This is a genomic window from Salegentibacter profundi (assembly GCF_054121475.1).
On record NZ_JBSYGG010000010.1, the window covers coordinates 1 to 19,466 of the forward strand.

The following is a 19,466-nucleotide window of genomic DNA, read 5'->3' on the forward strand; positions in this document are numbered from 1 at the left end:
AGGAGTGAAAAATGTAGAATTCTTTCTGTATAGATTAACTACAATTTTTGCTTAAACACAACAATTGGGCTTGATCCCTATTTTCCCTTTTGACCCAACTTTTGAGTGCCCCCTAGAACTTTACCATGCACGGTAAACAAAAGAAAGCCATTCAATTTCTTGAATGGCTTTCTATACTAAGCTCCCCCTCTTGGGCTCGAACCAAGGACCCTCTGATTAACAGTCAGATGCTCTAACCAACTGAGCTAAGGAGGAGTGTGCTACTCTTTTGCGGTTGCAAATATAAACCAAAATTTAAATCACCACAAAACAAAATATAACTTTTTTCAGGTAATTTTTTTAAGCCTGAATTACTATTCAAATAGCCAGCGATATACATCATTCCCATTTGCATAAAGCACCAAGGCAATAAGAATGAAGAAGCCCACCATTTGAGCAATTTCCATAAATTTGTCGTTGGGTTTTCTCCCCGTAACCATCTCGTAGAGTAAAAACACCACGTGCCCTCCATCCAAAGCTGGGATTGGCAGGATGTTCATAAAGGCAAGAATAATTGAAATTAATGCGGTAGTATACCAGAAGCCTTGCCAATTCCAGGTATCCGGAAATAAACCTCCAATAGCTCCAAATCCTCCAAGCTGGCTAGCTCCCTTCGAGGTGAAAACGTATTTAAATTGGTAAACGTAATCTCTTAGGGTCCAGTAACCATAATCAAAGCCTTCTTTAATACTTTCGGCCAGTCCATATTTTTGGGTTTTTATTTCAAAGTTTGACTGTGGAGTAACACCGAATTTACCCTCTTCATCGGGTGTGATCATTACACTTTTTATTTCATCATCCCGCTTAAATACAACTTCTATTTCCTTCCCTATGTTTTCTTCAGCAATAGGAGCTAATTCGTGCCAGTATCCAATCTCCTGTTCATTTATGGAAATCAGGCTGTCTCCCTTTTTTAAACCAGCTATTCCTGCTGGTTTCTCGGTAAGTACACTATCTAAAATTGGCCGCTGTATTGGGATAAAAGGCATCATAATTCCTTCTTCCCACATTCTTTCCCCAATATTTTCAGGAATATTGATGGTTTCCTGCTCTCCATTTTGATGCAAAACAGTGATAGAATTCACCTCGCGCATGAATAAATGTTTATTTACATCTATGCTGTTTTGAAAATCCTTACCATTAACCTCTAAAATACGATCTCCATCATTAAAGCCAAATTCTTTAAAATCTTCAGCTATAGCGAATCCTTCCGGCATCTGGTCAGCTCCAACATAATTTTCTCCCCAAACAAACATAATCATGATGAAGATGAGGAAACCAAGCACTAGGTTAACCGTAACCCCTCCCAGCATTATAATAAGGCGTTGCCATGCCGGTTTACTTCTAAACTCCCATGGTTCCGGTGGCTTTTCCATCTGCTCTTTGTCCATGCTCTCATCAATCATTCCTGATATTTTCACATAGCCTCCCAGTGGCAGCCATCCAATTCCATAAACAGTATCTCCGATCTTTTTCTTAAAAAGGGCGAATTTCACGTCAAAAAACAGAAAGAATTTTTCTACTCTGGTTTTGAAAATTTTGGCGGGAATAAAATGCCCTAATTCATGCAGCACAATAAGTAAGGATAGGCTCAACAGTAATTGTATCGCCTTAACTAAAAATGGATCCATTCTTTACTCTTCAAATTTTTAAATCGCACAAAAGTAACCTTTTAAAAACTCCTAAAAAAGTTAATCTGAAACAGCTGCAAATGAATTTCTGAAATTTTAATCGGGACTATGCGACTAATTGATCGCCAGCAACTAATTTTGCATTCAATCCAGTACATATGATACAGTTTTTTGCCAAATTCAAAACCCTAGCCATTGTTCTGGCTATACTTTCGGTAATTATCATTTATGCTATTTATTCACTTTTAAAACCAGAAGAACGCCTACCTGTTTTTCAACCAGATATGGTAAATGCTGAATTGGTGGATACTACCGTTCAGTATATCAGAAAATATCATACCGTGGGTGATTTTAATCTGATAAACCAAAACGGTGATACCATCACCCAGGAATTTTATAAGGATAAAATATATGTCGCTGATTTCTTTTTTACCACTTGCCTCACTATTTGCCCAATAATGACCGATCATATGCTTCAAATTCAAAATGAGATAAAAAATGATCCAGAAGTATTATTGCTTTCTCATACGGTTTTTCCAAAGACCGACTCTGTCCCGGTTCTTAAGAAATACGCGGAAGAAAAGGGGGTAATAGATTCAAAATGGAACCTAGTGACCGGTGATAAAAAACATATCTATGATCTTGCACGGAAGTCTTATTTAGCATCAAAAAGCGATGGTGATGGCGGGCCTTATGATATGATACATACAGAAAACTTTGTTTTGGTTGACAAACAAAAAAGGATTAGGGGATTCTATGATGGCACAGATCCTGAAGCCATTGAAGACTTGATGAATGATTTGAGAATCCTAAAAGCCGAATACGCCGACTAAGTTTTTAAGTCTCAAACTTTTCTGCTTATATATTTTGCATTACTTTTGTCTTGTTTAAAATGAATCTAAATAAAGTGAAGCTCACTCTCTCACAGTTAAGATGCGGACAACGCGGGATAATTAAGGACTTTTCTACAGAAGATGTTCCGCTTAAACTTCTGGAAATGGGTTGTCTCCCAGGCAATGAAGTTGAAGTCATCCAAACCGCTCCCTTTATGGATCCAATGTACCTTAATGTGAATGGCAGTCATCTTGCTATTAGAAAAGAGACCGCTTTACATATCGAAATAGAGCTTATCCATTAATATGAGCAAGCAGATCAATGTTGCCTTAATAGGAAATCCCAATACCGGAAAGACCTCTGTCTTTAATCAACTTACAGGTTTAAATCAGAAGGTTGGCAACTATCCCGGAATCACTGTTGAAAAAAAGGAAGGTATCTGCAAACTCCCAAGGGGACTCAAAGCCCATATAATTGATCTTCCTGGTACCTACAGCCTCAATGCTTCTTCCCTTGATGAAAACGTAGTCATTGAACTGTTACTAAACAAAAATGACAAGGATTATCCGGATGTTGCTGTAGTGGTAAGCGATGTAGAGAATCTGAAAAGAAACCTTTTGCTCTTCACCCAGGTAAAAGATTTGGGAATTCCCACTGTTTTAGTTATAAATATGGCTGACAGAATGGAACGCAAGGGAATTTCCCTGGATGTAGAACGCATGGAGGAGAAATTAAAGACCAAAATAGCTCTTGTAAGTGCAAGGAAGAATACTGGTATCGACGAGCTTAAAGAGTTCATCATTAATTACCAACATCTTTCCACAGAACCTTGTGTAAACGCTTCTGTAATAGACCCTGAATATTTCGATGGATTACGCAGTGCGTATCCCAATCAGTCCCTTTACAAATTGTGGCTGGTAATTACACAAGATGTAAATTTCGGAAATCTTAATCGGAAAGAGCTAGCAAAAACTTCAGGTTTCCAAACTAAATCGGAAAGTGACCTCAAAAGGCTTCAGCAGAAAGAAACAATTTTACGCTATCAATTTATCAATGGGGTTCTAAAAGAATCAATGAGGGTGGATGCCAGGTCAGCAAAAGACTTGCGGTCAAAATTAGACCGAGTATTAACGCATAAGGTCTGGGGTTATGTGATCTTCTTTGCCATTCTGCTTCTAATCTTCCAGGCTATTTATAACTGGTCAAGTTATCCTATGGATTTGATCGATGAGACTTTTGCTCAGCTAAGTGAATGGACGAAGAATGCATTGCCTGCCGGAGCTTTCACCAACCTTATTGCAGAAGGGGTTATCCCCGGTTTAGGTGGAATTGTAATCTTTATCCCTCAAATTGCCTTTTTATTCCTATTTATCTCCATTCTGGAAGAAAGCGGATATATGAGTAGGGTAGTTTTTCTAATGGACAGGGTAATGAGACGCTTTGGTCTTAGTGGAAAAAGTGTAGTCCCCCTGGTATCTGGTACTGCTTGTGCTATTCCTGCAGTAATGGCAACAAGAAATATCGAAAACTGGAAAGAAAGGCTTATAACAATTTTAGTAGTGCCTTTTACAACATGTTCGGCAAGACTGCCTGTCTACCTTATCATTATTGCTCTTGTAATTCCCGACCGGAGTTTCTGGGGTTTTAATCTCCAGGGGTTAACCCTGATGTTACTTTACCTAATTGGTTTTGGAACAGCAATAGCTTCAGCATGGATCCTCAATAAGATCCTTAAAATAAGGTCCAAAAGCTATTTCGTAATCGAAATGCCAAATTACAAACTACCAATGCTGAAAAATGTTGGAATTAATGTAGTGGAAAAAACTAAATCATTTGTATTTGGTGCAGGAAAAATCATACTGGCAATCTCTATTGTGCTATGGGTACTGGCCAGTTACGGCCCCGGGGAAAAGTTTAATAATGCTGAACAAATCGTAAGTGCTAATTATTCTGAAGAAAACCCTGTTTCAGAGGCAGATCTTGATGAAGAGATTGCCTCCTTTAAACTCCGTAACTCATATATCGGAATTATGGGAAAAGGTATCGAGCCGGTTGTGGCTCCGCTGGGATACGATTGGAAAATAGGAATAGCCATAATAAGCTCTTTTGCTGCCAGGGAAGTTTTTGTAGGTACCCTCGCTACTATTTACAGCGTTGGAAGCGATGAAGAAGAAACCATTAAAAACAGAATGGCTGCAGAAACAAACCCCATATTAGGCGGTCCCCTGTTTACTTTTGCCAGTGGAATAAGTTTATTGCTTTTCTATGCTTTTGCCATGCAATGTATGAGTACCCTGGCGATTGTTAAACGAGAAACTAATACCTGGAAATGGCCGATGTTTCAGCTTGTAGGGATGAGTTTATTTGCCTATATTATTGCTTTAGCTGCATTCCAGATTTTAAAATAATTAAATAATGGAACTAATACAGAATATACTGGTTTTAATAAGTTTCCTTTTTGCTTTGGGATATTTATTTACCAAACTTATCTGGAAGCCCTCCTTCTTAACTAAAAAGAAATCCACAAAATCCTGTGGGGTTTCCGGATGTGGTTGTGATTAAGCAATTCCTACCTGGTCTAATTCTTTTAACCCAAACCTACATCCAGGGTCATCATCACCATAAAACCTAAAATGAAGCCCATTGTGGCAATATCGGTAAATCTTTCTTGCTGGGACTCAGGAATAACTTCCTCGACAACCACAAAGATCATCGCTCCTGCAGCAAATGAAAGCGCATAGGGAAGGATGGGCTCAAAGGTCATAACTGCCCATGCACCAAGGACTGCTGCAAAAGGCTCCACTATCGCCGAAAGCTGTCCGAAATTGAAACTTCTCCACCGGCTTAATCCTTGGCGCCGCAAAGGCATCGCTACTGCAAATCCTTCTGGGAAATTTTGGAGTCCTATCCCTATAGCCAAAGCTACCGCACCCCCAATACTAGCGCCTTCAAAACCCATTGCAGCTCCCCCAAATAATACACCTACGGCTAAACCTTCTGGAATGTTATGAAGCGTAATTGCAAGGGTGAGCAAAGTAGATTTATGCCAGGGAGTTTTTATTCCTTCCTTCTCGCTCATTTGAAAATTAACGTGCAGGTGAGGAAGGATTTTGTCCAAACCAAATAGAAATAAAGCTCCAAGACCAAATCCTATAAGCGGTGGAATGGTTTTCTCAAAGCCTTCTCCCGGACTCATTTCTATACCAGGAGCCAGTAAACTCCAGAAACTCGCCGCAACCATCACTCCACCTGTAAAGCCAAGCATTCCATCAAAAAATTTGCGATTCAATCCTTTAAACAAGAAAACCAGGGAAGCCCCCAATGCGGTTAAGAGCCACGTGAATAAGGTGGCTAAAAAGGCTGCTAATACCGGATCGATACTTTCAAAATAGTTAATTATATTTTCCATACTCACATTTTAATATACAGGTTCCCAGAAATCACCTGAGAGATCCTAAGTTTTTCTCCTTCAATATCTATCAACATAGAATTATCAAAATCTTCTATATCCTTAACTTCTATAGATTTACCTAGCGCAATGTTGTTCTTATCGAGGTACCTCAGAAAATCGGAAGAGGTATCTTTGACACCGATACATATTCCAGTCTGGCCTTTTCCAAGCTCAGAAAGCAGTAGCTTATTGGAAACCGAAAATTTACCATCAGCATCTGGAATTGGGTCTCCATGGGGGTCGCGTTTTGGAAAACCTAAAAATTTGTCGAGTTCACGAGTTAATTTTTCTGACTTTATATGTTCAAGCTGTTCAGCAATATCGTGCACCTCATCCCAGTTAAAATTTAATTTTTCGACCAGAAAAAATTCCCAAAGTCTATGTTTTCTAACCACTTCTATGGCAGCCCTCCTCCCTTTATCGCTAAGCTTTACGCCCTGATATTTTTTATAAACGACCAATTGCTTTTCGGATAGTTTCCTGATCATGTCGGTCACTGATGAAGCCTTGGTTTCCATCTCTTCGGCCAGAGCATTGGTACTTACCCCAACTTTGTACTGACGTTCCAAGTGAAAGATTGCTTTAAGATAATTCTCTTCTGAAAAACTGAACATGTTAATTTTTTAAAGAAGCAAAAATACATTTTTTATTTCATCTTATCAATTTTTTAGACTCATCTAAAATTTTTAATTAGCTTTGTCAAAAAAAAATATGAGACTTGTCATAATTATATTTGTAATATTGGGTGTAAAGATGACCTACGGGCAAACTATCAGTGGGAAGGTGACAGATAGTAATGGCGAACCTATATACTTGGCTAATATTTATTTGGAAGATTCAAAACATGGTACTATTACCGATAAGGAAGGAAATTACAATCTACAAAATATTAAAGCAGACCGCTTTAATCTAATTATCAGTGCATTGGGATACAAACTTTTTAAAAAGGAAGTATCAATTTCGAAGGATCTGATTATTAATATCACCCTGGAAAAATCCAAAGATCAGCTCAATGAAATTCTCATAGTAGATACACAAACCGGTTTAACCCGAAAAACACCTTATAATGTTTCCACTATTAGCATGCGTGGGATAGAAAACAAGGGAAACCCTAATGGGATGATGGGTAGTCTTAGGGAGCTTCCCGGTCTTTATGGAGCCGAATTTGGTCAGGGAATTATAAAACCTTTTATACGTGGACTTGGTTTTTCCCGTATTGTAACGATTTATCAGGGTAACAAACTTGAAAATCATCAATGGGGAGCAGATCACGGTTTAGGTATAAATGATCTTGGGGTAAAACGCGTGGAAGTGGTTAAAGGCCCCGCCTCCGTTTTATACGGTTCTGGAGCTCTGGGGGGAGTCTTGCTGGTTAAGGATGAAGATAATTATCTCAAATCAGAAAAAATTACCGGTAATCTGGGAAGTACTTATAATAGTGTTTCTAGAGGAATTCGAACTTATGCTTCAGCGGGAAAATCTTTTAATAATGATCTTTTTTTTTCTATGGATATAGGAATTGAGAGCCATGCCGATTATAAGGATGGTGACCAAAGATTAATTGGCAACAGTAGATTTAATACCAAAAGCCTCCGATTGCATTCCGGGGTGAAAAAAAGAAATTTTGAAAACAAATTGACTTTCACCTATAATGACCAGGACCTAGGAATTATTAGTGATAATGAAATGTCCCCTACAGAGAGTCTTGCCACTACTCCAAATGACCGGGAATTGCAGTTGCCTTTCCAAAGAGTCACAGACTACCTTATTTCTTATAATCAGGAGACGAAAAATGATATCTTCGAAACTTCTTTACATATTTCGCATCATTTTAATGAACGTCGGGAAATAGAAACGGCAAAAAACCTAATCGACCTTGGATTAAAACAAGATCATACCTTTTTCAATGCCCGGTTGAGTCTCCCCGATGCAAAAATCAAACACAGTTTTGGAGTACAGGGGAGTTATGTGAAGACTAGAAATTTTGAAAATTCTGAAGATTTCTTAATCCCTGATGCTGATGTCTTTGAAAGCGGAATATATTATCTTGTTAGTGTTTCGATGGATACTTGGTTTGTGCAGGGAGCCCTGCGCTATGATTACCGGCAAGTTACCGCAGATGCCAGCGCAGATTATCTATTAATCGATAATTTTATCTTGCCTGGCAATCCCGAAAACCGAAAATTAACACGGACCTTCGGAGGCTTAACAGGCTCCATTGGCGCAACAAAAGAATTCAATGATCAACAGCAGGTTAAACTTAACTTTTCTACTGGTTTTCGTGCACCCGATTTGGCCGAGCTTTTTTCCAATGGTCCACATCCCGGCACCAGCAGGTTTGAGAAAGGGAATGATTCCTTTGGGAGAGAGCAAAGTTATCAGGTTGATGCTACATATACTTTCAGAAAAAACAAGATCCAGATGAACCTATCTCTCTTCGGGAGTATGGTGGAAAACTACATATATTTTATGGCATCTAAAGAACAGCCGCCAGAGAATAATCAAGAATTGTGGAGTTATTACCAAACAAACACAGGTTTCTATGGCCTGGAATTCGATGTTACATATAACTGGTTAAAGGGCAACAGACTAGAAACATCCTTTTCGGGGGCATTTGTGAGGGCCAGAGATCTTTCTGCCAGCAAGAATTTAAGTTTTATTCCTCCAGATAATTTTAATTTAAAGACAACTTATTATGCGCTTTCAGACAAAAGCATGAGCATTTTCTCAAGGCTTCGTAGAATCAGTGATCAAAACAAAACTGGTATTAACGAAGACAAAACACCTGGTTATACCCTCCTGAATTTAGGAGTGACCAAAAAATTCAGTTTCAAAAGGAATTCTATCGATGCTGGTCTTACCATTCACAATGCCTTGGATAAAACTTATGTAGATCATATGTCACTATTAAGAGCTTTTAATGTTAGCAGCCCAGGTAGAAATATTATGTTGAATTTAAAATATAACTTTTAAAATTACATACCCCGTTCCTTCTGGATTTGCTCGTAGGCCTCTTGAACCTTATTGAATTTTTCCTGGGCGCCTTTACGGTAAGCCTCATCCATATGTCCCAGTTTATCGGGATGGTATTTTTTCACCATGTGACGATATGCTTTCTTTACCTCATTATCACTAGCGGATTTTTCAATTTCCAGAATTTTATAGGCATTATCAGCGGATTTGAAGAACATAGCCTTCAAGCTTTCAAAATCCATTCGGGTTATATGCAAATAACCTGCAATTTCCTGGATGACGTGGGCTTCAGCTTCACTAACCCTGCCATCAGCCTGTGCTATTCCGAAGAGAAAATGGATAATCTGTAACCGAGCAGGGTATTTGGTTCTGGCAGCAAGATATTGGGATATGCGCGAGGCTGAAATCTCTCGATTCTTGATAAGATCATTAAAAGTCCTGAAGGTGGCATTAGCATGCTCCTTTCCATAGGCCTGAACAAAATATGAACGTACATAATCAAGCTCCTTTTGCGTTACATTACCATCCGCTTTTATCACAAGAGAACACAATGAAAGCAGGTTAAGTTCAAAATCCCCTGGGGAAACCTTATTTTCCTGCTGAGTAAACATTCTCCGCATTCCCGGTCCCGATCGTGTCCAATTATCTATTACCGATCCAATTATAAATCCCAGGATTGCGCCGCCAAAGCGAAAATACATATAACCCAATACGGCAAGTATCCATTTAAACATCAAGCAAATTTTAAGTAAGCGGCAAAGATACTATTTTAACGAAGTTTTCCGAATGTCAGCCTCCTGAATATAATTGACATAACCTATTCACCTATAATAAATTGAAATATGCTCAGCTAAAGTTAATTTGGTATCTTTGCCATTCATTAAAAGTTTAATACAAAAACAAAAATATATGTACCCAGCAGAGTTAGTGAAACCAATGCGCGAGGATTTGACCAGCATTGGTTTTGAAGAATTGCACAGCGTAGAAGATGTAGATGCCGCAATGAAAAAAGAAGGAACTACCCTTGTGGTGGTAAATTCAGTTTGTGGCTGTGCCGCTGCGAATGCCCGACCCGGAGCAAGACTTTCGCTTCAAAACGCGAAAAAACCAGATAATCTTTACACAGTATTTGCAGGCGTAGATAAAGAAGCTACCACTCAGGCCCGAGATTATATGTTGCCTTTTCCTCCCTCTTCGCCATCAATGGCGCTTTACAAAGACGGAGAATTGGTGCACATGCTTGAGCGGCACCACATTGAAGGTCGTCCTGCAGAAATGATTGCCGAGAATCTTATTGCTGCCTATAACGAATTTTGTTAAAATGCAGAACGCTATTTTAAAGGTCGTTTGCGATGCATGCGGCCTTTTTTCATTTTATATTGATACTGAATAATTTCCAATAATTTCTATATGAAAAGCTTTGTTATACTTTTTCCTATTTTAATTATTGTTTCGAGTTGTCAGACCACAGAAAATATACAGCAGATAGACCGGGAAGAACTAAATCGTCAACTTGAAGAGATTAGAGAGCTTATAGCCAAGGAAATCTGTGATGAAGAAAACACTTGTGATTACATTGCCGTTGGCAGCAAACCTTGCGGTGGACCAAAAATGTATTTACTATTTCCGTCTTCTATAAACCGGCAAAAACTGGAAGCAATGGTCAACACCTATAACAAAGCTGAAGCCGATTATAACAAAAAATACGAGATCATTTCCGATTGTAGGTTAGTCACACCACCTGAAAGGATTGAATGCATTAATGGTAAATGTGAGGCCATATAGAAATTGTAGATTTTGGACTGAAATATGTATTTTAGCTCCATAATTTTTAAAATGAAAAAAATACTTTCTTACCCTTTATCGGTACTATTTTATATCTTCTTCTTTATTACCTTGTTGGTTTTTCATCCTATACAATGGATATGTCTAAAAATTGGAGGATACCAAGCGCATAAAAAAAGTGTAGATATTTTCAATTTATTCCTGATGCGTTGCCTTAATCTTCTCGGCACCCGTTTCACCTTCAATAACCCTTATAATATTCCTTTGGACAAGCCCTGTATTATCGTGGCAAATCATCAGGGAATGTATGATATCCCCCCTATAATATGGCATATGCGTAAACATCATCCAAAGTTTGTAAGTAAGAAAGAGTTAGGACACGGAATACCCAGTATTTCTTTTAATCTCAGACATGGAGGTTCAGTGCTTATTGATAGAAAAAATGGTCGAGAAGCGCTTGTGAAAATGGCAAAATTTGCAAAATACCTTAATAAGAATAAGCGTTCGGCTGTTATCTTTCCCGAAGGAACCCGAAGCCGGACTGGTAAACCAAAGAAGTTTGCGATAAGCGGTCTACAATTACTTTTTAAGCAAATGCCCGATGCCCTTATTATACCAGTAACGATTAATAATTCGTGGAAACTCTTTAAACACGGAAATTTTCCCATGGAACCTGGTGTACATGTTTATTTGAAGGTCCATGAGCCTATAGCTGCCAATTCAGACCAACCTGAAAGTCTTGCAGCAAAAGTTGAGCGGACCATCACTGCCGATATAAAATAGAAACTGAGAACTTTCAGAAGACTACTTATATGAAGAAGAAAGAAGTAATCAGTAACACAGTTAAATTCGTTCAAAAAACTCTTGCCAATGCCGAAGGTGGGCACGACTGGTTTCATATCCAAAGGGTTTACAATAATGCTAAATTAATTGCTCAGGACGAAAATGCTGATGGTTTTATTGTGGAACTCGGTGCCCTGCTCCACGATATCGCCGACTATAAATTTCACAATGGAGATGAAAGCAAAGGCCCGAAGATAGCTTCTGAATTCCTCAAAAAACAGAAAGTTTCGAAGGATGTGAGTGACCATGTAATAAAGATTATCGAAAATGTTTCTTTCAAAGGAGGGAAAGAAAAGCAAGACTTTAATTCTAAAGAACTAAGGATCGTGCAGGATGCCGACAGACTTGATGCTATAGGTGCAATTGGTATTGCTCGTACCTTTAACTATGGTGGCTTTAAAGGACGTGCATTGTATGATCCGAAAATCGAACCAAACCTGGAAATGACAAAAGAACAGTATAAGGCCTCAACAGCACCTACCATTAATCATTTTTATGAGAAATTACTTTTGCTTAAGGATATGATGAACACCGAAACCGGCCTGAGGTTAGCTGAAGAACGCCATAGATTTATGGTTAATTTTCTAAAGCAGTTTTATAGGGAATGGGAAGGGCTTGCTTAAAATAATTTCATTTGCCCATCCTTAAAGCCTTCATGTAGCTTACAGTTTAACCTAACTTGTTCTTTATCTGAAAAGTATTTCCTTCTGGCAAGCTTGAACTGTTGCGCAACCTGACTCGCAAATTCCCCCTCCCCTTTCATTCGTTTTCCAAAACGACTATCATTTAATCCCCCACCGTGAACACTTTTTATTTGATTAAGGACCTTACTGGCTCTATCGGGCATTGTTTTTTTTATCCAATCGGTGAAGATTTCTGCTATAGCACCATTAAGACGAACAATGGTATATCCAAGGCTCGAAGCCCCTCTTTCTGAAATTTCTTTGGCCAAAGGCATTATTTCATGAGAATTTATGGCAGGAATAATAGGCGCCATCATTACATTGACAGGAATATTAGCCCCAGCAAGTTTTTCTATGGTTTCCAGTCGTTTTTTAATGCTGGCAGTACGAGGTTCCAGAATTCTACGGGTGTCTTCAGAAAGAGAAGTAATGGAAAGTGTCACCTTGACCAGGTCATCTTTGGCAAGTTCGCATAGAATATCCATATCCCTTTGCACCAGGGCATTCTTAGTGATGATTCCAACCGGGTGTTTATACTTTAAAAATGTTTCTAGTAATCTCCGGGTAATCCTTAGTTTCTTCTCACTGGGCTGGTAACAATCGGTGTTTCCAGAAAGAATAATTGGTTTAGCCACCCATTTCCGGCTTCTAAGTTTCTTAGCCAGCAACTCTACAGCATTGCTTTTCACCAGGATTTTCCTCTCAAAATCAAGACCAGCACTATACCCCCAATACTCATGTGTATTTCGGGCATAACAGTAAATACAGCCGTGCTCACAACCCTGGTAAGGATTAAGAGAATATTCCATTCCAACATCAGGGCTGATTACTTTATTAACAATTGTATTGGGGAAAGTCTCGATTAAAACGGTATTGTTATTCTCTATTTCATCCCCTTCTGTAGCACAATAATTTAGAAAATCACTTCGAAATTCATGTTGATGTGCCTCGAACTTATTTGAGACATTTAGTTGCGCTCCCCTTCCTCTAATAAACTTTTCTTTATTGGACATATTACAAAATTATGGAATATATCCACATAATAGTATCAAATTATAAATTTAACAACAAATACTAAAAAAGTAAGGAATTACTCTCCTGGAAAATTAGCTTTACGTTTGTTTAAAAAAGCGGAGGTTCCTTCTTTGAAATCAGCTGTACCAAAGGCATGTCCAAATTCACTAATCTCTACTTCATAACCATTGACTCCCTCCTGGTAATTTGCATTAACCGATTTGATGGCACCGCTAATGGCAACCAAAGAATTCTTCAGTATTTTCTGGGCAATGTCAAGTGCCAATTGGGGTAATTCTTCCAAAGAGGTCACATGATTAACTAGATTATACTGAAGAGCCTGATTAGCATCAATCATCCCAGCTGTCATAATCATTTCCATGGCTCGTCCTTTACCTACTAACTGAGGAAGACGCTGAGTACCTCCATATCCCGGAATTACTCCCAGGGAAACCTCAGGCAAACCCATTTTTGCATTATCGCTAGCAATCCTAAAATGTGCAGCCATTGCCAATTCCAAGCCACCACCAAGAGCAAATCCATTTACAGCGGCAATTACAGGCTTTGGAAAATTAGCCACAAAATCAAAAAGTGAGGCCTGACCTTGAGCAGCAAGTTCCCGGCCTTCTTCAGGAGAAAAATCGGCAAATTCGCTAATATCCGCCCCGGCTACAAAGGCTTTTTCACCACTTCCGGTAAGAATAACTACTTTTACCTCGTGATCTTCTTTAACATCAGCAAAAGCCTCGTGCAGTTCTTTAATAGTAGCTTTGTTCAGGGCATTGAGTTTCGTTGGACGGTTTATGGTGATATGTCCAATACCATCCTTTATTTCAGTTAAAATATTCTGATAATCCATGATGTATTTTTTTATTTAGGAAATCGCACCTTAAAGATAGTACCTTTATTTTGTTTAGAGCTAAAACTGATGGTCCCATGGTAATTCTCTACTATCTTTTTAACCATTGCCAGGCCAAGTCCCATGCCACTACCTTTGGTGGTGAATTTTGGTTCAAAAACCTTATCCTTATTTTCTTCAGAAATCCCCGAACCATTATCTGAAACTGAAATACACACCATATCGTCTTCCTCCTGTACACTTACAAGAATTTGAGGATTCTGGGTGTCTTTAACTGCCTGAATGGCGTTTTTAACAAGATTGGTGATGACCCTTATCAGCTGAGTACGATCAAATTTTGCCAGGATTTCCTCTTTATCAGCCGTGAATTTAATATAATTTTCATTGAAAATATCTAAGGCAAGTTTTACGATTTTCGGCACATTAAGGGTTTCATTTTTTTGAGCAGGCATTTTAGCGAAATTAGAGAAAGCTGAAGCAATAGAACTCATGGTATCTATTTGATTGATGAGGGTTTGGGAATATTCCTCAACTTTTTGATCAATATCCGGATCATTTCTATCAAAATTCCTCTGGAAACTTTGGACGCTAAGTCGCATTGGAGTAAGTGGATTTTTAATCTCATGAGCTACTTGCTTGGCCATTTCACGCCAAGCTTGCTCCCGTTCACTTGTAGCCAGTTTAACTGCACTTTCCTCAAGTTCATCAATCATACTGTTATAGGCGGATACCAATGCATAAATCTCTTCAGAGGCATTGCCAATCTCTATCTTCTGGTTGCGCTTATCTAATCTTGTTTGATTGATTTTATCCGAAATTATTTTCAAAGTTTTGGTTATGTATTTGGAGAGAAAATAAGACAAGATAATGGCTAAAACCAACATCAGTAAGTAGACCTCTCCCATACGAACTAAGAAATTATTCAGATCACGATTCAACAAACTATCATCCTGAAGATAAGGCAGATATAAGATAGCAAGAGGTTTAAATTTATTGTCGGTAATATAAGAATACGAGGACTGAAATTTTTCTCCATTTACTTCGGTATACCTTAAGACTCTTTTACCAGAAGAACTATCGAGCCTCTTCAGAAGTTTCTTGTCTAACTGTACATCCGTAGTATCTTTAAAAAAGGATTCATTGGATTTTACCAAAAGGCGTCCTTCCAAATCGTAGATATTGATTTGCATTTCGTGAACCTGAGCCATTTCATAGATCTTTCCACGCTCCTTAAAGATCTCATCTATATTAGCCGTATTTACAAAATAAGTGGTACTGCCAAGAACAAAACGAATATTTTCCATTATGGCTTGTTCCTTTCTTTCCAGTCGCTCTTTGTGATACTGTTCTGCTTCTTTTTTATATTGAAAAACAGTAACTCCAACAATAAGGATGGAAGTCCCTAATACGAGTAAAAGCATGGAAAAAAAAATACGGGACCGTAAAGAAAGTTTCAACAAATTCATACACTGCTATTTAAGCAAATATCAGGCCTTAGGGTTTTTAGCCCGTATTCTTTTGTAAATTTTAATGCCCAGCATCAACATCCCTGCAAGTAAAAATATACCTAAAACCCCGTAGATCCAATTAAGTGAATCCCGAAGGATAACAAGAAAAATAACCGCGAATAGGATTAGGGTTGACACTTCATTCCAAAGCCGCATTTGATTAGAAGTCCACTTAATAACATCTTTTTGCATTTCCCTGAAAATCAGGTGACATTTATAGTGATAGGCATATAGTAATAACACAAAAACCAGTTTAACAAGCATCCAATTCATTTGTAAGAATGAAGGTACTAGAAAAAGCAGCCAGAAGGCGAACAAACTTGCAAGTATGGCAGAGGGCCAGGTGATAATATACCACAACCTTTTGGTCATTAATTTTAATTGTTCAGTTAAAATTTGCCTATCGGGCTCGGATTTGAGGCTGGCTTCAATATGATAGATAAATAATCTAGGGATATAAAAAAGACCTGCAAACCAGGTTATTACAAAAATGAGATGAAGTGCTTTAATATAATGGTAATATTCTATCACAAAAATGTATTTGCCGGTTTCTAATATCGCTTACAATACTTGCTTTTACAACAAAGGTAACCAAATGTTTTAGGAAATTGAGGTCGAAAATTATTCGGGTTTTAATTTCAGTTTTATTTCTCTGTGTAAAAAGTAGGCGGTGACGATAGTTGACAAAATATCAGCCAAGGGAAAAGAAATCCACACCCCTAATTCTCCAAAATACACTGGTAAAATAAGCACCAGGGGAATAAAAAAGAAGCCTTGACGGGAAAGCGTTAGTAAAAGCGCAGGTAATGCTTTACCCACCGCCTGAAAATACGCAGCGCCTATTAACTGAATTGCAACAATTGGGGTTGCAGCAAAAACCCAGCGCATTGCCGAGGGGGTAGCTGTAATGATTTGCTCATTCCCTGTAAAAATCTTAACGATTGCTTCAGAAAAAAACATTATACCTGCAAAAACTATCAAAGCAAGCCCACTGGCATAGGCTATAGCCGTGCTGATGCTTTTTTTAACCCGGAAAAATTCTCTGGCTCCATAATTATAGCCTGCAATTGGAAGAAAACCCTGGGTAACACCAAGTACAGGAAACAAAGCGAACATTAACATTCTGGCGATTATAGCATAAACTGTTACCGCATTTTCTCCTCCCAGATCAAAAAGGATATTATTCATCAAAAGATAGATTATACTAACCACAGCCTGACGGGCCAAGGTTACGAATCCCAATGAAGATATTTCCCTTAGTATGGGTTTTTTAAATCCAAAATGACTTAAACTAATTTTTAATTCTGAATTTTTAGAAAGGAAAAACCACAAAACATAAATAAAGCAGAAAATATAGGAAGCAGTTGTGGCTATGGCGGCTCCTAACATTGCCATTTCCAGGACATTTATAAGAAGATAATCCAGAAAAAGGTTTACCACCGAAGGGATAATCATCGCCACCATGGCAAATTGAGGTTTTCCTTCCGCTCTTATAACGGTATTACCCATCATACAGAGTGCTAGAAAAGGGACACCGCTTACAACCACTTGATAGTAAATCTTTGCGGGTTGAAAAATATCCCCCTTTCCGCCAAAAGTCGGGATAAGAATGTCTATAAAAAGGAGGCCAAAAGCTACTAACACTATAGTAAGAATAAGACTTAGGCTAATCATATTGCCAAAAGTCCGTAAAGCACGTTCCTGGTTATGAGCACCCAAAGCCCTTGAAACAACCGAAGATCCTCCTACCCCAATTGCCATTCCTAAAGCCGCAATAAAAAAAGATACAGGTAAAACTACATTTATGGCGGCAATGGCCACTGGACCTATCCAGTTACCAACAAAAATGGTATCTACCAATATGTTAAGAGACATCACCAAAATCCCAACAGATGCAGGAACTGCCTGCTGAATAAGAAGTTTCCCTATGGGCTTATTCCCCAGTTCGGCAGTGGTGATTTTCGGCATTAGACCTCCGCAGGCTTTTGGTGTGCCCACTCATCGATCCAGCGAGCGAGAATTTTTACCCAATCTTCGCGATCGTTTAAACAGGCTACAACATTAAAATCCTTTCCTCCAACCTCATGGAAAATCTCTTCGCCTTCCATGGCTATCTCCTCAAGGGTTTCCAAACAATCGGAAACAAAAGCCGGAGTTACAACAGCAAGCTTCTTCATTCCCTGTTTCCCGAAGCGTTCTATGGTTCGATCGGTATAGGGTTGAAGCCACGGATCGAAACCAAGTCTTGATTGGAAAGAAACACTATATGAATTTTCTTTCAACTCGAGGTATTCCGCTACTAAACGGGTCGTCTCAAAACATTGATGGCGGTAGCAAAACTGATGTGCTTCTGAGGGCGTCTGGCAACAGCTTCCATCAATCTTACAGTGAGATTTGGTGATATCACTTTTTCGAATGTGTCGCTCCGGCACCCCGTGGTAAGAGAACAGTAAATGTTGAAAATCTTTTCCCTTTAAACTATCGGAAATACTCTCAGCAAGCACCCGGATATAATCGGGATGGTTGTAAAAAGGCGGTACGGTTGTAAACTGCATTTGCGGAAAATATTTTTGCCTTAATTCCTCAGCTAATACAAGAATAGTTTCTGTAGTAGCCATCGCAAACTGCGGATAAAGCGGAAATAACAACACCTCAGTGACCCCTTTATCTCGTAATTCCTGTAATCCTTTCATAATGGAAGGCTCCCCGTAACGCATGGACAAGGCAATTGGAACTGAAGTCAAATAATCTATTTTAGATTGTAGTCTTTCAGAAAGCACAATTAGAGGCGATCCTTCCTCCCACCATATTTTTTTATAAGCCTCAGCAGATTTCTTTGGCCTGGTATTTAGGACAATCCCTCTAACGAGAAGCACTCGCGCCCAGTATGGCACATCAATAACCCGTTCATCCATCAGGAATTCATCGAGATAATTTTTTACATCTTTTGGGTTGGTGCTTTTAGGTGATCCCAGGTTGACCAATAAAACGCCTTTACTCATAAGCTCTATAATTTCTTCACAAAAATATAACTATAATGCGGGCGGTAAAACCCTCCACTATTCTGAATCTTTATTGTTCAATAATCAAATCTGAATCGGTCGGCTCACCTAGGGCAAAAAGTATACATCTCAAAAGGTGCTCTTGAAATCCTGGTTCCATATAGGACTGAATCCTGTGGCCCCCACCTGTATAAATACTAACGCCTCCACTAGGAAGATCACGATACCAGGCAATGGGATGGCTTTTCCCGTTTTCACCTCCCTTATAAGTATTCTCATCGAGACTAAGCAATATCTTATTTTCCGGATTCAGGTTTTTATAATTATACCATTCATCTATTCTCGACCATGGATTTGGGAGATGGGCAACAGTGGGATGGTCTGGCATTTCAATAATTACATTTGCCCGCTGTACTTCAGGATGATTCGCAAAATAAGCCCCAACCAGTTCGCCATACCAGGGCCATTTAAATTCGGTATCAGCGGCGGCATGAATCCCAAAGAAACTTCCGCCCTCAGCGATATAACTTTCGAAAGCAACCTGTTCTTCATCATTTAATACGTCTCCCGTGGTATTTAAAAATACTACCAGCTCGTAATTTTTAAGATCATCCTCGTTAAAATCCTCGCTGTCATTGGTTTCCTTTACCTTAAAGCCATTTTCTTCCCCTAAATCTTCAATAATTGCATGGCCTGCAGGCGTTGATTTGTGCCAAAAACCTTCAGCTTTGTGAAAAACCAAAATTTCTTTTTGTTTTTCTTTATTCTCCTCCTGCTGAGCAATAACATTTGTCAAAAAAAGCAGATTGAAAAATAGTATTGCTAGATATTTAATATTTCTCAT

General features: G+C 38.7%; 19 protein-coding genes and 1 tRNA gene. 8 read left to right on the forward strand and 12 right to left on the reverse strand.

The features are described 5' to 3' along the window. Positions 1-181 precede the first annotated feature (181 nt). Positions 182-255, reverse strand: a tRNA-Asn gene (locus ACW6NC_RS12190). A 98-nt stretch (positions 256-353) separates the two neighbouring features. Continuing rightward, positions 354-1,670: an RIP metalloprotease RseP gene (rseP, locus tag ACW6NC_RS12195; RefSeq protein WP_457866392.1), complete on the reverse strand. Its 1,317-nt coding sequence runs from the start codon at positions 1,668-1,670 to the stop codon at positions 354-356. 158 nt (positions 1,671-1,828) lie between these two features. On the opposite strand from rseP, the gene ACW6NC_RS12200 reads away from it, so the two are divergent. The 3 genes from ACW6NC_RS12200 to feoB are packed head-to-tail and all read left to right on the forward strand — an operon-like array spanning position 1,829 to position 4,912. Next, entirely contained in the window at positions 1,829-2,503 is a 675-nt protein-coding gene (locus ACW6NC_RS12200; RefSeq protein WP_457866394.1) for an SCO family protein, read from the forward strand. A gap of 59 nt (positions 2,504-2,562) precedes the next feature. Beyond that, the gene (locus ACW6NC_RS12205) at positions 2,563-2,808 is read left to right on the forward strand and encodes a FeoA family protein (protein WP_457866396.1); all 246 of its coding nucleotides are present in this window, start codon (positions 2,563-2,565) and stop codon (positions 2,806-2,808) included. 1 nt (position 2,809) lies between these two features. Beyond that, positions 2,810-4,912 (forward strand): ferrous iron transport protein B, encoded by a 2,103-nt coding sequence (gene feoB, locus ACW6NC_RS12210; protein WP_457866397.1) that lies wholly within the window; start codon positions 2,810-2,812, stop codon positions 4,910-4,912. A 179-nt stretch (positions 4,913-5,091) separates the two neighbouring features. Here feoB and ACW6NC_RS12215 read toward each other — a convergent pair whose 3' ends face one another. Continuing rightward, positions 5,092-5,913 carry a ZIP family metal transporter gene (locus tag ACW6NC_RS12215; protein WP_457866398.1) on the reverse strand — a complete coding sequence of 274 codons (822 nt, stop codon included), beginning with the start codon at positions 5,911-5,913 and terminating at the stop codon, positions 5,092-5,094. A 2-nt stretch (positions 5,914-5,915) separates the two neighbouring features. After that, complete coding sequence (locus ACW6NC_RS12220) at positions 5,916-6,569, reverse strand: metal-dependent transcriptional regulator (RefSeq protein ID WP_457866400.1); 654 nt, start codon at positions 6,567-6,569, stop codon at positions 5,916-5,918. Positions 6,570-6,666: 97 nt separating this feature from the next. Here ACW6NC_RS12220 and ACW6NC_RS12225 point away from each other — a divergent pair, with 97 nt between their 5' ends. Beyond that, on the forward strand, positions 6,667-8,928 hold the full coding sequence (locus ACW6NC_RS12225; protein ID WP_457866402.1) for a TonB-dependent receptor: 2,262 nt from the start codon (positions 6,667-6,669) through the stop codon (positions 8,926-8,928). Positions 8,929-8,930: 2 nt separating this feature from the next. Here the strand turns inward: ACW6NC_RS12225 and ACW6NC_RS12230 are convergent, their stop codons facing one another. Beyond that, the gene (locus tag ACW6NC_RS12230) at positions 8,931-9,662 is read right to left on the reverse strand and encodes a TerB family tellurite resistance protein (protein WP_457866403.1); all 732 of its coding nucleotides are present in this window, start codon (positions 9,660-9,662) and stop codon (positions 8,931-8,933) included. 175 nt (positions 9,663-9,837) lie between these two features. Between ACW6NC_RS12230 and ACW6NC_RS12235 the strand changes: the two genes are divergently transcribed. The 4 genes from ACW6NC_RS12235 (at position 9,838) to ACW6NC_RS12250 (ending at position 12,179) form a co-directional block, all read left to right on the forward strand. Further along, complete coding sequence (locus tag ACW6NC_RS12235; protein WP_081207996.1) at positions 9,838-10,248, forward strand: BrxA/BrxB family bacilliredoxin; 411 nt, start codon at positions 9,838-9,840, stop codon at positions 10,246-10,248. Between the two features lie 90 nt (positions 10,249-10,338). Next, the gene (locus ACW6NC_RS12240) at positions 10,339-10,713 is read left to right on the forward strand and encodes a hypothetical protein (protein WP_457866404.1); all 375 of its coding nucleotides are present in this window, start codon (positions 10,339-10,341) and stop codon (positions 10,711-10,713) included. 51 nt (positions 10,714-10,764) lie between these two features. Further along, entirely contained in the window at positions 10,765-11,496 is a 732-nt protein-coding gene (locus ACW6NC_RS12245; protein ID WP_457866405.1) for a lysophospholipid acyltransferase family protein, read from the forward strand. A gap of 29 nt (positions 11,497-11,525) precedes the next feature. Continuing rightward, on the forward strand, positions 11,526-12,179 hold the full coding sequence (locus tag ACW6NC_RS12250) for an HD domain-containing protein (protein ID WP_457866406.1): 654 nt from the start codon (positions 11,526-11,528) through the stop codon (positions 12,177-12,179). Here the strand turns inward: ACW6NC_RS12250 and ACW6NC_RS12255 are convergent. From ACW6NC_RS12255 to ACW6NC_RS12285, 7 genes are all read right to left on the reverse strand, one after another. Beyond that, positions 12,176-13,252 (reverse strand): PA0069 family radical SAM protein, encoded by a 1,077-nt coding sequence (locus tag ACW6NC_RS12255; RefSeq protein ID WP_457866408.1) that lies wholly within the window; start codon positions 13,250-13,252, stop codon positions 12,176-12,178. The two genes, ACW6NC_RS12250 and ACW6NC_RS12255, sit on opposite strands and share 4 nt — an antisense overlap. A 77-nt stretch (positions 13,253-13,329) precedes the next feature. After that, positions 13,330-14,112 (reverse strand): enoyl-CoA hydratase/isomerase family protein, encoded by a 783-nt coding sequence (locus ACW6NC_RS12260; protein ID WP_457866409.1) that lies wholly within the window; start codon positions 14,110-14,112, stop codon positions 13,330-13,332. An 11-nt stretch (positions 14,113-14,123) separates the two neighbouring features. Next, complete coding sequence (locus ACW6NC_RS12265; protein ID WP_457866411.1) at positions 14,124-15,578, reverse strand: ATP-binding protein; 1,455 nt, start codon at positions 15,576-15,578, stop codon at positions 14,124-14,126. A gap of 21 nt (positions 15,579-15,599) precedes the next feature. Next, complete coding sequence (locus ACW6NC_RS12270; protein ID WP_457866412.1) at positions 15,600-16,151, reverse strand: CopD family protein; 552 nt, start codon at positions 16,149-16,151, stop codon at positions 15,600-15,602. Positions 16,152-16,241: 90 nt separating this feature from the next. Then, complete coding sequence (locus tag ACW6NC_RS12275) at positions 16,242-17,588, reverse strand: MATE family efflux transporter (protein WP_457866414.1); 1,347 nt, start codon at positions 17,586-17,588, stop codon at positions 16,242-16,244. Further along, the gene (hemH, locus tag ACW6NC_RS12280) at positions 17,588-18,622 is read right to left on the reverse strand and encodes a ferrochelatase (protein ID WP_457866416.1); all 1,035 of its coding nucleotides are present in this window, start codon (positions 18,620-18,622) and stop codon (positions 17,588-17,590) included. Before hemH ends, ACW6NC_RS12275 begins: the two co-directional genes overlap by 1 nt. Positions 18,623-18,692: 70 nt before the next feature. Next, complete coding sequence (locus ACW6NC_RS12285) at positions 18,693-19,466, reverse strand: ThuA domain-containing protein (protein ID WP_457866418.1); 774 nt, start codon at positions 19,464-19,466, stop codon at positions 18,693-18,695.

Bases quoted from the DNA above. Each gene is read 5' to 3' on its own strand.
- ACW6NC_RS12200 (WP_457866394.1), top strand. From the start codon at position 1,829: ATGATACAGTTTTTTGCCAAATTCAAAACCCTAGCCATTGTTCTGGCT.
- ACW6NC_RS12275 (WP_457866414.1), bottom strand. From the start codon at position 17,588: ATGCCGAAAATCACCACTGCCGAACTGGGGAATAAGCCCATAGGGAAA.
- ACW6NC_RS12285 (WP_457866418.1), bottom strand. From the start codon at position 19,466: ATGAGAAATATTAAATATCTAGCAATACTATTTTTCAATCTGCTTTTT.
- ACW6NC_RS12265 (WP_457866411.1), bottom strand. From the start codon at position 15,578: ATGAATTTGTTGAAACTTTCTTTACGGTCCCGTATTTTTTTTTCCATG.
- ACW6NC_RS12240 (WP_457866404.1), top strand. From the start codon at position 10,339: ATGAAAAGCTTTGTTATACTTTTTCCTATTTTAATTATTGTTTCGAGT.
- ACW6NC_RS12245 (WP_457866405.1), top strand. From the start codon at position 10,765: ATGAAAAAAATACTTTCTTACCCTTTATCGGTACTATTTTATATCTTC.
- ACW6NC_RS12220 (WP_457866400.1), bottom strand. From the start codon at position 6,569: ATGTTCAGTTTTTCAGAAGAGAATTATCTTAAAGCAATCTTTCACTTG.
- ACW6NC_RS12260 (WP_457866409.1), bottom strand. From the start codon at position 14,112: ATGGATTATCAGAATATTTTAACTGAAATAAAGGATGGTATTGGACAT.
- ACW6NC_RS12225 (WP_457866402.1), top strand. From the start codon at position 6,667: ATGAGACTTGTCATAATTATATTTGTAATATTGGGTGTAAAGATGACC.
- ACW6NC_RS12230 (WP_457866403.1), bottom strand. From the start codon at position 9,662: ATGTTTAAATGGATACTTGCCGTATTGGGTTATATGTATTTTCGCTTT.
- hemH (WP_457866416.1), bottom strand. From the start codon at position 18,622: ATGAGTAAAGGCGTTTTATTGGTCAACCTGGGATCACCTAAAAGCACC.
- ACW6NC_RS12205 (WP_457866396.1), top strand. From the start codon at position 2,563: ATGAATCTAAATAAAGTGAAGCTCACTCTCTCACAGTTAAGATGCGGA.
- rseP (WP_457866392.1), bottom strand. From the start codon at position 1,670: ATGGATCCATTTTTAGTTAAGGCGATACAATTACTGTTGAGCCTATCC.
- ACW6NC_RS12250 (WP_457866406.1), top strand. From the start codon at position 11,526: ATGAAGAAGAAAGAAGTAATCAGTAACACAGTTAAATTCGTTCAAAAA.
- ACW6NC_RS12215 (WP_457866398.1), bottom strand. From the start codon at position 5,913: ATGGAAAATATAATTAACTATTTTGAAAGTATCGATCCGGTATTAGCA.
- ACW6NC_RS12235 (WP_081207996.1), top strand. From the start codon at position 9,838: ATGTACCCAGCAGAGTTAGTGAAACCAATGCGCGAGGATTTGACCAGC.
- feoB (WP_457866397.1), top strand. From the start codon at position 2,810: ATGAGCAAGCAGATCAATGTTGCCTTAATAGGAAATCCCAATACCGGA.
- ACW6NC_RS12255 (WP_457866408.1), bottom strand. From the start codon at position 13,252: ATGTCCAATAAAGAAAAGTTTATTAGAGGAAGGGGAGCGCAACTAAAT.